This window comes from Qipengyuania atrilutea (assembly GCF_013370205.1).
GTDB lineage: Bacteria > Pseudomonadota > Alphaproteobacteria > Sphingomonadales > Sphingomonadaceae > Actirhodobacter > Actirhodobacter atriluteus.
On the sequence record NZ_JABWGV010000002.1, the window covers coordinates 402327 to 416797 of the forward strand.

The window sequence follows — 14471 nt, forward strand, 5'->3', positions numbered from 1 at the left end:
ACGTGGTGCAAGTTCCCGACCGGCTGGAGGCCGGATCACCTTATCCTCTGGGCGCGACATTCGACGGGCTCGGCGTCAACTTCGCGGTCTTTTCCGCCAATGCCGATGCAATCGATCTGTGCGTTTTCGATTCCGACGGGAAGCGGCAGATTGCATGCCTGCCGCTGCCCGAATGGACCGACGAGGTATGGCACGGGTATCTCCCCGGCGCACGGCCCGGACTCCTCTATGGATTCCGCGCTCACGGTCGCTACGAGCCGGAGAACGGACACCGCTTCAACCCCAACAAGCTGCTCCTCGATCCCTATGCGCGCAAGCTGGCCGGAAACCTGCGCTGGACCGACGCGCTTCATTCCTACCGCGTTCGCTCTCCTCGCAAGGATATGAGCTTCGATCGCCGAGACAGCGCGGCGGCCATGCCGAAAGCGGTCGTCACTACCGAAGCCTTCGATTGGTCGGGCGACAGGCGGCCGAATACGCCCTGGAGCGAAACCGTCATCTACGAAGCCCATACCAAGGGCCTCACCAAGCTGCTCGAGGACGTGCCGGCGCGGGAACGCGGCACCCTCGCCGCGCTCGCCCATCCCACGGTGATCGACCATCTTCAGCGGATCGGTGCCACCGCGCTAGAATTGCTTCCGATCCATTCGATCGTGCAGGACCGGAGATTGCAGGAGGCTGGCCTCGTCAATTACTGGGGCTACAATACCTTGTCCTTCTTCTCGCCTGAACGCCGCTACATGGCGAGCGACGATTCTGACGAGCTGCGGATCGCGATACGCCGCCTGCACGCGGCCGGGATCGAGGTGATACTGGACGTGGTCTATAATCACACCGCCGAGGGCAGCGAGCTTGGCCCGACCTTCAATTTTCGCGGGCTGGACAATGCCAGCTATTACCGTCTGGTCGAGGACAATCCCCGCTACTGTGTAAACGATACCGGGACGGGCAACACGCTCGACCTTAGCCATCCGCGCGTTTTGCAGATGGTAGCGGATAGCCTGCGCCATTGGGCCGAGAGCTACCGAATCGACGGGTTCCGCTTTGATCTTGGGGTGACGCTGGGCCGGGAGGGAGACAACGGTTTCGATCCGCGCTCGGGCTTTTTCGATGTCTTGCGGCAGGATCCGGTGCTTAACGGTCTCAAGCTCATTTCAGAGCCTTGGGATATCGGTCCGGGCGGCTACCAGCTTGGCAACCACCCGCCCGGCTTTGCCGAATGGAACGACAAGTTTCGTGACGCCACGCGCCGTTTCTGGCGCGGGGATGGGGATATGCGACCCGAATTCGCCAAGCGCATTGCAGGCTCCGCCGACCTGTTCGATCGCCGCGCGCGGCGCCCGTGGGCCGGCGTCAATTTCATCGCCGCGCACGACGGCCAGCCGCTAGCCGATATCGTTTCTTACGAGGGGAAACACAACGAGGCGAACGGCGAAGACAACAACGATGGCCACTCGGAAAATTACTCGCGCAATTGGGGCGCAGAGGGCCCGACCGACGATCCTGCAATCCGCGAAATCCGTCAGCGCGTTACCCGTTCGATGCTCACCACTCTCTTCGCCTCACTCGGTACTCCGATGTTGCTTGGCGGCGACGAATTCGGACGTTCTCAGTTCGGGAACAACAACGCCTATTGCCAGGATAACGAGATCAGCTGGTTCGACTGGTCGCGGCTCGAAACCGAGGAAGGCCAGAGACTGCGGAATTACGTCGCTCGGCTCGCGACGATCCGGCGCGAGCACCTGCTGATGCGCGCAAGCCGTTTCCTTCATGGCGAAGTCGAGGTGGCACCGGGCATTCTGGACGTCGACTGGTTCGACGAGCGCGGTCTGCACCTGTCGGAAGAAGATTGGCATAATAGCGAGGGTCGGGCGCTGGTGATGCGCCGCGCGCGCGCGCGAAAGGACGGCAGTTTGAAGCTGGTCAGCCTGCTGGTAAACGGTAGCGGCGACCCGCTCACCTTCCGGCTACCCCCGCCCGGCGATGTGCAGACGAGGATGCTCATCGACAGTGCCGATCCAAACGGCCCTGAGCGCGACTTTGACGAAGCCATCGAGGTTCAGGACCGGGCTGCCGTGATAGTGGTAGGAACCCGTGCCGCAAACTGACAGCCAACATTCCCGCGCCACCGGGCGAATCTCGGCGTGGGGCCCGGCCCTGCTTGGTGATGGCCAGGCGCGGTTTCGCCTTTGGGCACCCGACCAGAACGAGTTGACGCTGGAACGAAAGGGCACTGCTCCCCTCGCGATGACAAGAGACGAGCAGGGATGGTTCAGTGTCGTTGCAGAGGCCGAAGCGGGCGCGCGATACCGCTTCCGGTTGAATGACGAACTTGCCGTGCCCGATCCGGCTGCGCGCGTTCAAGCGGGCGGGGTACATGGCTGGAGCCTTCTGACCGATCCCGCCGCCTATCGCTGGCGCTGCAACGAATGGCGCGGACGCCGGTGGGAAGAAACGGTGATCGAGGAAGTTCACGCCGGGGTGCTCGGGGGCTTCTCCGGCCTCGCGGAGCGCCTGCCGGAAATGGCCGACCGCGGCGTCACCGCGGTGGAGATCATGCCGGTGGCAGCTTTCAGCGGCACTCGCAACTGGGGCTATGACGGGGTGCTGCCTTATGCAGTGGCCGAACCTTACGGGACGCCGGAAGAGTTCAAGGCCATGATCGACCGGGCGCACGAACTCGGACTGATGGTGTTCCTCGACGTGGTCTACAATCACTTCGGGCCGGACGGGAATTATCTCGGCGCCTATGCGAGCGACTTCTTCGATACGGACGCGGACACGCCATGGGGCGGTGCGGTCGCTGTCTCGCGCGATCCGGTGAAGCGCTTCTTCATCGACAACGCGCTGATGTGGCTCGGCGAATACCGGATCGACGGTTTGCGCTTTGATGCCGTTCACGCCATTGCCGACAATGAGTTTTTGGACGAGATGGCTGCGGAAATACGAACCGCGTTCCCCGGTCGGCACATACATCTGGTGCTCGAAAACGAGCATAACGATACGCAGCGCCTGGCTCCCGAACTATACGACGCGCAGTGGAACGACGATTTCCATAACGTGATGCACGTTCTCCTCACCGGAGAGAGCGAGGGATATTACGCAGGGTTCTCCGAGGACCCTACCGCGAAACTCGCGCGGTGCCTTGCGGAGGGCTTCATATACCAGGGCGAAACGCCGCCGGGCGCTGATCGGGCACGCGGAACGCCGAGCGGCCATTTGCCCGCCACCCGCTTCGTCTCCTTCCTTCAGAACCATGACCAGACCGGCAACCGCGCACTTGGCGAAAGACTGACGGTCCTGACGGATCGCGACAGGTTGCGCGCCGCCACGGCGCTGCTGCTTTTGATGCCGCAAATCCCGCTCCTGTTCATGGGCGATAGCGAGGGAAGCCGTTCGCCTTTCCTGTTCTTCACCGATTTTCACGAGGAATTGGCCGATGCCGTGCGCGAGGGAAGGCGGGGCGAGTTCGCGAGCTTCGCTGCCTTTGCCGAACCGGAGGCCCGCAAGCGCATCCCCGATCCCAATGCTCGCTCCACTTTTGCCGCTTCCAAACCAGAGCCAGGTCCCGATGCAGAGGAATGGCGTGCGCTGTACCGCGAACTTCTCGCACTGCGCCAAGCGCAGGTCGTCCCGCGGTTGGCCGGCGCGCAGGGACTCGGCGCCGAGGTGCTTAGTGCAGGAGCCGTAACGGCGCGCTGGCGCATGTCCGATGAAGCCGTACTGTCGATTGCGATAAACCTGGGTACGGAGGAAGTTGGCTATCCGGCAGCCCAGGGCGAAGTTCTGTTCGAACTTGGAAATGGGGGCGCGCCTGCGAGCTTCCGCGCGGCGCTTGCCGCATGAGCGCGCTGCACGATCTTGCGGAGTTGGTGGGGCTTCAAGTCGAATGGGAAGACGCCGCCGGCGAAGCCAAGCGGGTGAGCGACGACAATTTACGCCGTATCCTCGCAGCACTCGGCTTTCCAGCCGCCAGCGATGAGGAGATAAGCGAAAGTTTCGAACGCGCACGAACCGATGCGTCTCGGTGCGAATTCGCGTCTACACGTGCGGGTGAAGCACTGCTGCTTCCTGCTATCGGCAGCGCGGGCGCGGGCGAATTGCTTCTCGAAAACGGCCCTACCATTGCGCTAGCTGTTGCAAAAACACCGGAGGGTTTGCGCGTTCCGCCAATCGCGGAGATCGGCTATCACCTGCTGAAAGGTCCCAATTTCACGGTACGTATTGCCGTTGCACCGGAGCGCTGCCTGGGTGTTGCGGACCTCGCAAAGAAACCGCGCGCATGGGGCGCGGCGGTTCAGCTCCCCTCGCTGCGCGACGACAACCCGCGGGCATTCGGAGATTTCGGTACGCTCGCCGACACCGCCAAGCGCTTCGGCGAAGCGGGGGCGGAAGCGCTGGCGATCAGCCCGACGCACGCGCTTTTTCCCGCGGACCCTTCGCGCTATAGCCCCTACGCGCCGTCCAGCCGCCTTTTTCTGAACGCCTTGTTCGCCGACCTCTCGCTGCTGGGGGAGACGCTTCCACCCGTGGACGCTGGCGACCTGATCGATTGGGAAAAAGCGATCCCGCAGCGCATGGCGGCTTTGCGGCACGCGTACGAGGCGCATTGGTCAGAGGTCGAAAGCCGCGTGATGGCATACCGCGACCGCAAGGGTGAAGCGCTGGAGCGCCACGCAATCTACGAAGCGCTGCACGCGCATTTCTTCGCCGACGGCGCGGGCGGGTGGCAGGATTGGCCGGACGAGTACCACGACCCTTCCGGTGAGGCAGTCGCCCGTTTTGCGAAGACGCACCGTGAGGACGTAAATTTCCACCTTTTCGCTCAGTGGCTGGCAGCGGAGAGCCTCACCGCGGCGCAAAGCGCTGCCAGAGAAGCGGGAATGAGCATCGGCCTCATAGCCGACCTAGCGGTGGGCATGGACGGCAGCGGCAGCCATGCCTGGAGCGCGCCCGGCGATCTGCTTACCGGGCTTTCGGTTGGCGCGCCGCCCGATTTGCTGGGGCCGGAAGGGCAGGACTGGGGGCTGACGACTTTTTCGCCTGCCGGTCTGAAGCGAAACGGCTTCGCTCCATTTATCGAGACGCTACGGGCTGCCCTCGACCACGCGGGCGGCATTCGCATCGACCACATACTCGGCCTCAACCGGCTATGGGTCGTGCCGCATGGCGGCAGCGCGGCTGATGGGGCCTATCTCGCCTATCCGCTGAGCGACATGTTGCACATACTCGCCATCGAATCGCACCGCGCCAACGCCGTAATTATCGGCGAGGACTTGGGCACGGTACCCGAGGGACTGAGGCCGAAACTCGAAGCATGGCACGTGCTCGGCATGCGGGTGCTCTGGTTCGAACGAGACGAAGACGGCGACTACGTTCCGCCGCTCGATTGGCACGAACAAGCCGTCGCAATGACCGGAACACACGATGTCACGACCATCGCTGGCTGGTGGCAGGGCCGCGACATCGACTGGGCAGTGAAGCTCGGCCGGTTTTCGAGCGCGGAGGCCGTGAGTGAAGCTTGCAGAGACCGCGCGAGCGAGCGGACGCAAATCTGGAGCGCGTTGGTGGCAAGCGGTGCGGCGTCCGGCGCCATGCCCTCTCCTGACGATCCGGGACCGGTCCTCGACGCGGCGCTCGTCCATGTCGGAAGCAGTGCCTGCGAACTGGCGCTTGTGCCGCTAGAGGACATTGCGGGGCAGGTCGAGCAGCCGAACATTCCCGGCACTACCGACGAACATCCCAACTGGCGGCGCCGCATGCCCGCCACCACCGCCGAACTGCTCGCGCAGTCCGACATCGCGCACAGGATCGAAGCATTGGACAAGAGCCGTTGATAACGCCCCGCGCCACCTATCGCCTGCAGTTTCACAGGGATTTCCCTTTCGCGAACGGAGAAGAACTCGTTCCCTATCTCGACCGGCTCGGGATTAGCCACATTTACGCCTCGCCGATTACGGTCGCCGTGCCGGGTTCGCAGCATGGCTACGATGTCGTCGACCCTTCTCGCGTGAACCCGGAACTTGGCGGGGAAGAGGCGCTGCGCAGCATGGTGACGGCCCTGCGCGAGCGGGGCATGGGGCTCATCGTCGACATCGTGCCCAACCACATGGGCGTTGCGGGCGGTCATAACGAATGGTGGAACGACGTGCTTCGCCGCGGGCAGGCGAGCGAATTCGCGCCCTTCTTCGATATCGACTGGCGCCGCCCGATCGTCCTGCCGATCCTCGGCGCGCCGCTGCCTGACGTGCTTACCGAAGGGCACATTGCGATTGACCACTCGGGCAAGGAGCCGGTCTTGACGATCTACGACGAGCGCCGCGTTCCGTTACGGCCCGGCGAGGACGCATTGCCCGAACCGGGCGACACCGAGGCTATCGCGCGCCTGCTCGACAAGCAGCATTATCGGCTTGCATGGTGGCGACAGGCAAACGACGAACTGAACTGGCGCCGCTTCTTCACGATCAACGAACTCGCCGGTCTCCGCATCGAGGACGATACGGTTTTCGAAGCAACGCACGCCCTCTATTTCCGCTTCTGGGAAGAGGGTCTGATCGACGGCGTTCGTATCGATCACGTGGACGGCTTGACCGATCCCGCCGCCTATTGCCGCAAGTTGCGCGAACGCTTCGATACGCTCTCCCGCCACGCCGATGCGCCTGCCGGCCCCGCCTACATCGTCGTCGAAAAAATCCTGGCCCCCGGCGAAACCCTTCCAGAGGAGTGGCGGATGGACGGGACCAGCGGTTACGACTTCATGGAAGACGTGTCCGCTCTGCTCCACGCTCCCGCAGGCACAAAACCCCTCGAAGCGCTGTGGCACGAGTTCAGCGGCAGGCAGCTTTCCTTCCATGAAGAGGAGTTGCAGGCCCGGAAAGACATGCTCGCCTGGTCGTTCGAAAGCCAGTTGCGCGACTGTGTGGAAGCCTTCGGTACGCTGGCAGCTTCGGCGCCCGAAACAGCGGGGCTTACCGCAGGTATGCTGCGGAGGGGCATCGAACGCCTCCTGTGGGTGTTTCCGGTCTATCGTACCTATGGCTCCGGCTCGCAGGCTCCGCAAAGCGACGCGGAAATCCGTGAACGCGTCCGCCGCGACGCCGCGGCCTTCACTCCGCCCGGCGAAGCCGAAGTTGCCGACTACATCCTGGCATGGCTCGCAGGCGAGGGGCCGGGAGATGCACGGCTCGCCGCAGGGGCTGTCCGGCGGTTCCAGCAGCTTTCCGCTCCGATCGCGGCGAAGGCAGTGGAAGACACAGCCTTCTATCGCTACGCGCCGCTGCTTTCGCGGCTGGACGTCGGGTTCGATGCCTCGCGAATGGCTTCGTCCATCAGCGATTTCCATGCTGCTTGTGAAACACGGGCGCGGTCATTCCCCCATTCGATGCTCGCCACGGCCACGCACGATCACAAGCGCGGCGAGGACGTGCGTGCCCGGCTTGCCGTCCTGTCGGCCTTGCCGGAGACATGGGCCAGTCGTGTCGCTGCGTGGGACAACGCCAGCAACGGCCCTGACAGCGGGTTTCATGCTGCCGACCGCTACGCGCTATACCAGATGGTCTTCGGCGCTTGGCCGGAGGGCCTGACGCCCGATGACGATACCGGTTTGGAAGCGTTCGCGGAGCGGCTCTCGGCGTGGCAGGAGAAAGCTCTGCGGGAAGCAAAGCTGCGTTCTTCGTGGGAGCGACCCGATAGCGACTATGAGCAGTGCGCGAATGCATTCGTCGCCCAGCTGCTAAATGCAGGCGGCACTGATAGTATCGCGCACGAGGTATTCCGCTTGGTCAAAGCGACGGCAGGAGCAACACTCGCCAACATTCTTGTTCAGACTGCGCTGCGCTACACGGTGCCGGGAATGCCGGATTGCTATCAGGGCTGCGAACTTCCCGACTTCAGCATGGTCGATCCCGACAACCGCAGGCCGGTGAATTTCGCGAAACGTGAAGCATTGCTTGCCTCCGATCGGACCGCTCATCCCAAGATTGAACTGATGGCCCGGTTGCTCGATCTGCGGGAGCGCCATCCTGCGCTGTTTGCCAGCGCAGACTACCGCCGCGCCGAAGTCTCCGGTCCGCGCGCTGACAGTGTCGTTGCATTCACGCGGAGCGAAGGCGGCAAAGAACTGCACTGCGCTTTCGTCATACGCTGTGCCGAGCCCCTGTTGAACGGTTCCGATCCGGTACCCCCGACCTCTTGGTGGGAGAATACGCTGGTCAAGTTCTCGCCGAATGACACCGTAGATGCCGGTTACCTGTTCGCCGATCTCCCCGTAGCAATTCGGCTTGTCGAAGATGGGCAGGCAACGGAGATTGTGGGAGCATCAGATGTAGCTAAGTCAGCGTGCGTTTGAAGTTGGCTGACGTGCTTGGCGGCGCGTGGTAGCGCCGATCTATGCAGCTCGACGACCTCCTCTACCGTAATTTCGGCGCCCGCTCGCTCGACGAACTTAGTGACGGGGCGCGGGCCGCGGGGGTAGACAAGATGCAGGTCGATCTCGGTCTGTCGCGCGATCCGGGCGAGCGGTTCGCGCTCTGGTCGGTCCTCTACCTGCTAGGCTCCGCACCCGATCTCGACGTCGCGTTCCCCGATCCGGACGACCGGGAGGCGGCCCGCAACTTCATGGACCTGATGGCCCGGACCGACGAAGAGCCTCAAGACTGATGCCATCCCTGCGTGCGTTCGACACGAAGCGTTTCCTCGCCGAAACCTGGCAAAAACGCCCGCTGCTGATCCGGGACGCGTGGCACCACTGGTCCAACCCGCTCGAACCTGACGAACTTGCCGGACTTGCGTGCGAGGCAGAGATCGAAGCCCGCCTCGTGCGGCAGCCCGCTCCCGGCCGGTGGGAGGTCGAGCACGGCCCCTTTGCGCACGAAGACTTCGGCGCACTCGGCGATTGCCCGTGGACGATGCTGGTCCAGGCGGTCGACCATCACGTGGCGGAGGTGGCGGCTCTGATCGAACCCTTCCGCTTTATCCCCGACTGGCGGATCGACGATGTTATGGTGAGCTATGCCGTTGCCGGGGGCGGGGTCGGACCGCACTTCGACCAGTACGATGTCTTCCTCGTGCAGGGGCTCGGCCACCGGCGTTGGCGCGTCGGCCGCCGATGCGACGAGACGTCCCGCCTGCTGCCGCACGACGAGCTGCGCCTGCTCGCCGACTTCGACCCGATCGACGAATGGGTGCTGGAACCGGGCGACATTCTCTATGTGCCCCCAGGTTTCGCTCACGACGGTGTAGCGGAGGAGGGCGACTGCATGACCTATTCGATCGGCTTCCGCGCCCCCTCGCGCGCTGACCTCGTATCGGCTTTTGCGGACCACGTGCTCGACACGCTGGACGAGGACGACCGCTACACTGACCCTGATCTTGCAGCAATTTCCAATCCTGGCGAGATTTCCGCAAAAACTCTCGCGCGCTTGCATGCCATGGTCACGGACACGCTCGCCGATCAGGACGCGTTCGCTGCATGGTTCGGCGCATACGTGACCGAACCGAAAGACGAACGGCTCGACTGGGCACCCGAGAAGCAGGTATCCGCTGCGGATTTGGTACGCGGCGATGCCAGCACCGTCCGGCTTGAGCGTAATCCGGCGAGCCGCTTTTCCTTTATCCGGCAGGGCGCTGATACGGTGACGCTCTTCGTCGACGGCCGAAACTACCCCTGCCGCGGCCTTGCCGCCGCAGCGGCGGAGCAAATTTGCGCGAGGCCACGGTTCACGCTGGAGCCCGAGGTGTTAGCCGATCGCGATATGACCACGTTGATCATTGGTCTGATCAATCGTGGCTGCCTAGCGCTGAGCGAGCCAAACTGATCTGCCGCGATCAAGCCCTTCGCCATTCGCCGGGGGCTAACCCGTCGAGCGTCCATTCCCCGACCGACCATCGAACCAGCCGCAACGTAGGGTGGCCGACGGCTGCGGTCATTCGGCGAACCTGCCGGTTGCGGCCTTCGGTAATTGTCAGGCGCAGCCAACTGTCGGGCACGGTTTTGCGCACGCGGATCGGCGGATCACGAGGCCATAGCGCCGGGTCGGCTATCCGTTCAACCTCTGCGGGCCGCGTTTGACCTTCCTTCAGCCTCACCCCCCTGCGCAAAGCGTCAAGCGCAGCCTCGCTGGGTTCACCCTCGACCTGTGCCAGATAGGTCTTTCCCAGTTTGAATTTCGGGTCGGCAATGCGCGCCTGCATGCGGCCGTCGTTACACAGCGCCATCAGTCCCTCGCTGTCGAAATCGAGCCGTCCTGCCGGATAGAACCCCGGCGCGTCGATGAAAGCGGCCAGCGTCGGGCGCGGCGTACCCTGCCGATCGTCGGTAAACTGCGAGAGTACGCCGAAGGGCTTGTTGAAGAGGATGACCCCGCTCACCGGGCAATAACCTCGTTCGCTGGCGGACGCGGGATGCGCTTGCCCTTGAGGCGGCTGGTGAGGTGGAATGACCGGCAACGATCGCATCGGTAATGCCTGAGGCCCGTCTTTGGCGTGCCTGCTGCAGCCAGCGCCTCCGCTTCGGAGCCGAAGCGCCGCTTGCGCTTGCAGACGCTGAGGCGCGTACGCATCAGACCTCGGCCTTTTCCAGGTTCTCCTGCGCGTCGAGCCACTGCAGTTCGGCGTCTTCCAGCTCCGAAGCGACGCTCGCCCGCTCGCGCATGAGATCGGCAGGCGACTTGCCGGAAGCACCCTCCGGGTCGGCAAGCGCCCGGTCCAGCGACGCCAGCTTGTCCTGCAGACGGGTGACCGTCTTTTCCGACGCAGTCACGCTGCTGCGAGCGAGGCGCACCGCCTCACGGTCTTTTGCGGAGGCGCGCTTGTCCTTCTTCGTTTTTGCGCTGCGGCCCTCTTTCGGCTGGTTCCGCCCGAGTACGAAGTCGATGTAGTCCTCGATGCTGCCGGCGTATTCCTTCGCGGTGCCGCCGTCGACGAGGACCAGTCGGTCGGCAGTCAGTTCAACCATGTGCCGGTCATGACTGATGAGAATGACGGCCCCGTCGAAGGCATTCAGTGCCTGCACCAGAGCCTCGCGTGCGTCCACATCGAGGTGATTGGTAGGCTCGTCGAGAATGAGAAGGTGCGGTGCGTCGCGGGTGATCAGCGCCAGCGCCAGACGCGCCCGTTCGCCGCCCGAAAGCGTGCCGATGCGGGCAGTGGCTCGGTGCCCGGAGAACCCGAACCGCCCTAGCTGTGCCCGTACCGCGCCCGGCGAAGCGCCTTCCATCGCCTGGGTCATGTGGTCGAGCGGGGTCCCCTCTGTCGACAGCTCCTCGACCTGATACTGTGTGAAATAGCCGACGCGTATCCGGCCCGATGCCTGCATCGCCCCGTCCATCGGCGCGAGCTGCGCTGCGAGCAGTCTCGCGAACGTCGTCTTGCCATTGCCGTTGCGCCCTAACAGCGCGATCCGGTCGTCTGGGTCGATCCGTAGGTTAAGTCGCTGAAGGATCGGCATCTTGCCGTAGCCGACCGCCGCAAGATCGAGCGTGATCAGCGGCGGGCGCATCTCGTCGGGGCTGGGAAAGTCGAAGCTGAGGCTCGGATCTTCCATCAGCGCTGCGATCGGCTGCATCTTTGCGAGCATCTTTGCGAGCGACTGGGCCTGTTTGGCAGTAGAAGCACGAGCACTGTTACGGGCCACGTAATCTTCCAGCCGGGCGCGCTGTGCGTCCTGCGCCGTCTTGGCCGCTGCCAGCTGTGCGGCGCGTTCCGCACGCTGCTTTTCGAACGCGTCGTAACCGCCTGGATAGAGGGTCAGCTTGCCGTCTTGAAGATGCAGTATCGCGGTCACGACGTTGTTCAAAAGATCGCGTTCGTGGCTGATGATAACCAGCGTTCCGGGATACGCCTTCAAAAAGCTTTCCAGCCAGAGCGTCGCCTCCAGATCGAGGTGGTTCGACGGCTCGTCGAGCAGCAGAATATCAGGGTTCGACAGCAAGAGCGCGCCCAGCGCGACGCGCATCTTCCACCCCCCGGAAAAGGTATCGAGCGGCTGCGTCTGCATGTCCTCGTCGAAGCCGAGGCCGGTCAGGATGATCGCGGCGCGCGAAGGAGCGGCATAGGCGTCGATCGCCAGCAGACGTTCGTGGACATCGCCCAACCGGTCCATATCGGTGCAGGTTTCCGCTTCCTCCAACAGGCTCGCGCGCTCGGCATCGCCTGCCAGAACCGCCTCGAACGGAGTGATCGATCCGCTCGGCGCTTCCTGCGCAATATAGCCGACGCGTGCGCGGCGCGGCATTTCGATCGAGCCGTTGTCCGGCTCCAGATCGCCGATCAGCGCTTTCATCAGCGTCGACTTGCCCGCTCCGTTGCGACCGATCAGCCCTACGCGCGCACCGGTCGGGATCGCGCCAGAGGCATCCTGCAGGATAGGGCGGCCGCCAAGCCGCACGGTAAGGTTGTCGATCTTGATCATTGCGGCGCGGCACCTAGCAGTCGGCACGGTTGAACCCAAACAGTTAAAGAACCGAAGGGCGCGGTCCTGAGAGGGAGGGAGCCAAGCCAAACCGCCGCCGCACCCTTCTCGAACGTCCGCAATGGGGTCGTTAGCTGCCTGTCGGGTTTCAGCACACAGGCCGTGACAGCAGCCTGTCCGCTTATGGCAGCCGTCCAGCAGCCAGCGCATACCCGTTATTGAATGGATTCACGAAAGGCTGCTTTTTCACCTGAAGAAGCGAAAGCGGACGACTGTTCAGGCATTTACGGCTATCTTCGCTGCAAGGGAGACCGCAAATGAACCTGACGCCACACCAGCGAACGTTGGTCGTCGCAGGCGCACTACTATTCTTGCTTGGCCTACTACAGGGAGCCTTCGTGCAGAGCTTTCTGAATCCGCGTATGGCTCTTTCGGCCCACCTTACGGCTGTTCAAAGCGGTATGGCAATGATGATCGTGGGGGTTTTGTGGACGTCAGCGGGACTTCGTCTGACCTTTTCCAACATAGCGCGGTGGGCAATTACCATCGGATGTTTGGCCTTTGGGCCGGTCTGACTGCATTAGCAATTACTGGCGCGAGCAACAATCTGCCCATTGCTGGCGGTGGACATAGCGCCGCTCAAACAACGGAGAGCTTGGTTTCGATTGCTGTGCTCGGAGGCAGTGTCCTGATGACGATCGGGTGGTCGATATTCGTATTGGGGCTGGTTCGCACGAAGCGTTGAATATCGACCGCTTTCAACAAGCCTGCGAATGGACAAATGTCAGCTGCGGGGTCGTTACCCGCCGGTCCAGTTGCGCCACATATCTGTAGCGAGCGGCAAACCAGCTACCTGCAACGCCACTTTTTATGCGGATGTTCGGCGATGCAGGTATCTGACTTCCAAATCTAACCGAGAATATCCGCCGCCGTGCGGTATTCGTACCCGAGCTCCTCGGCCACCGCCCGATAGCTGACCTGGCCCGCATGGACGTTCAGCCCTTCCGCCAGATGCGGGTCGGCCTTCAGTGCCTCTTTCCAGCCGAGCCGCGCGATGCTCAGCGCGTGGGGCAGGGTCACATTGTTGAGCGCATAGGTGCTCGTGCGCGCCACGGCGCCGGGCATGTTGGCGACGCAGTAATGAACCACGTCGTCCACCACATAGGTGGGCTGGTCGTGTGTCGTCGGCTTCGAAGTTTCGAAGCAGCCGCCCTGGTCGATCGCGACGTCGACCAGCACCGCGCCTTTCTGCATCCGCTTGAGCATGGTGCGGGTGACGAGCTTGGGCGCCGCCGCGCCGGGAATCAGCACCGCGCCGATGACGAGGTCCGCCCCGCTCACCGCGTCGAGCAGGTTAGCCGCGTTCGAAAACCGCGTGCTCGCCCGCGCTTCGAAATGCGTGCCGACCTTTTCGAGCACTTCCGGATCGCGGTCGAGGATGGTGACGTTCGCGCCGAGGCCGACCGCCATCTGCGCCGCGTTGAAGCCGACCACGCCGCCGCCGATCACCACGACCTTGCCCGGCATCACGCCCGGTACGCCGCCCAGCAATACGCCGCGCCCGCCGTGCGCTTTCTCGAGCGCCGCCGCGCCCGCCTGCACGCTCATGCGCCCGGCGACCTGGCTCATCGGCTTGAGCAACGGAAGCTGCCCGCGCGGGCCCGTCACGGTCTCGTAGGCGATCGCGGTCACGCCGCTGTCGACGAGGTCGCGCGTCTGCTCGGGATCGGGAGCGAGGTGGAGATAGGTGTAGAGGATCTGCCCCTCGCGCAACTTCTTGCGTTCGTCCGCCTGCGGCTCCTTGACCTTCACGACCATTTCGCACTCGGCGAAGATCGGATCAGGTCCGTCCACGATCTTCGCGCCGGCGGCCATGTACTGCTGATCGGTAGCATCGATGCCGAGCCCGGCGCCGCTTTCGATCCAGACCTCGTTGCCCTGGCTGACGAGTTCGTGCGCGCTTTCCGGCGTCAGGCCGACGCGGTATTCGTGGTTCTTGATTTCCTTGGGGCAGCCGACGCGCATTTCTCGATTCTCCTCGCTTCTGCGCGAATTACCGGTG

General features: G+C 63.5%; 11 protein-coding genes. 7 read left to right on the forward strand and 4 right to left on the reverse strand.

All coding sequences use genetic code 11. The features are described from left to right. The first annotated feature begins 2 nt into the window (after positions 1–2). From glgX to HUV48_RS06965, 6 genes are read left to right on the forward strand one after another with little or no spacing between them, the layout of a single operon-like run. Complete coding sequence (gene glgX, locus HUV48_RS06940) at positions 3–2108, forward strand: glycogen debranching protein GlgX (RefSeq protein ID WP_176267056.1); 2106 nt, start codon at positions 3–5, stop codon at positions 2106–2108. Then, positions 2095–3846 (forward strand): malto-oligosyltrehalose trehalohydrolase, encoded by a 1752-nt coding sequence (treZ, locus tag HUV48_RS06945; RefSeq protein WP_318656063.1) that lies wholly within the window; start codon positions 2095–2097, stop codon positions 3844–3846. Before glgX ends, treZ begins: the two co-directional genes overlap by 14 nt. Next, entirely contained in the window at positions 3843–5837 is a 1995-nt protein-coding gene (gene malQ, locus HUV48_RS06950; RefSeq protein WP_176267057.1) for a 4-alpha-glucanotransferase, read from the forward strand. The genes treZ and malQ overlap by 4 nt, the downstream gene beginning before the upstream one ends. Next, positions 5834–8347 (forward strand): malto-oligosyltrehalose synthase, encoded by a 2514-nt coding sequence (gene treY / locus HUV48_RS06955; RefSeq protein ID WP_217906716.1) that lies wholly within the window; start codon positions 5834–5836, stop codon positions 8345–8347. The genes malQ and treY overlap by 4 nt, the downstream gene beginning before the upstream one ends. A 41-nt stretch (positions 8348–8388) precedes the next feature. After that, a complete protein-coding gene (locus HUV48_RS06960; RefSeq protein ID WP_176267058.1) occupies positions 8389–8658 on the forward strand; it encodes a hypothetical protein in 270 nt (89 codons plus the stop codon). Next, positions 8658–9815 carry a cupin domain-containing protein gene (locus HUV48_RS06965; protein ID WP_176267059.1) on the forward strand — a complete coding sequence of 386 codons (1158 nt, stop codon included), beginning with the start codon at positions 8658–8660 and terminating at the stop codon, positions 9813–9815. Before HUV48_RS06960 ends, HUV48_RS06965 begins: the two co-directional genes overlap by 1 nt. Before the next feature lie 10 nt (positions 9816–9825). Here HUV48_RS06965 and HUV48_RS06970 read toward each other — a convergent pair whose 3' ends face one another. From HUV48_RS06970 to HUV48_RS06980, 3 genes are read right to left on the reverse strand one after another with little or no spacing between them, the layout of a single operon-like run. Next, entirely contained in the window at positions 9826–10368 is a 543-nt protein-coding gene (locus HUV48_RS06970) for a pseudouridine synthase (RefSeq protein ID WP_318656064.1), read from the reverse strand. Continuing rightward, the gene (locus tag HUV48_RS06975) at positions 10365–10559 is read right to left on the reverse strand and encodes a hypothetical protein (protein ID WP_176267061.1); all 195 of its coding nucleotides are present in this window, start codon (positions 10557–10559) and stop codon (positions 10365–10367) included. Before HUV48_RS06975 ends, HUV48_RS06970 begins: the two co-directional genes overlap by 4 nt. Beyond that, positions 10559–12409: an ABC-F family ATP-binding cassette domain-containing protein gene (locus HUV48_RS06980; protein ID WP_176267062.1), complete on the reverse strand. Its 1851-nt coding sequence runs from the start codon at positions 12407–12409 to the stop codon at positions 10559–10561. Before HUV48_RS06980 ends, HUV48_RS06975 begins: the two co-directional genes overlap by 1 nt. Positions 12410–12726: 317 nt before the next feature. Between HUV48_RS06980 and HUV48_RS14735 the strand changes: the two genes are divergently transcribed. Beyond that, positions 12727–12984: a styrene oxide isomerase gene (locus HUV48_RS14735; protein ID WP_501037478.1), complete on the forward strand. Its 258-nt coding sequence runs from the start codon at positions 12727–12729 to the stop codon at positions 12982–12984. 334 nt (positions 12985–13318) lie between these two features. Here HUV48_RS14735 and ald read toward each other — a convergent pair whose 3' ends face one another. Further along, a complete protein-coding gene (ald, locus tag HUV48_RS06985; RefSeq protein ID WP_176267063.1) occupies positions 13319–14434 on the reverse strand; it encodes an alanine dehydrogenase in 1116 nt (371 codons plus the stop codon). Between the last annotated feature and the right edge of the window lie 37 nt (positions 14435–14471).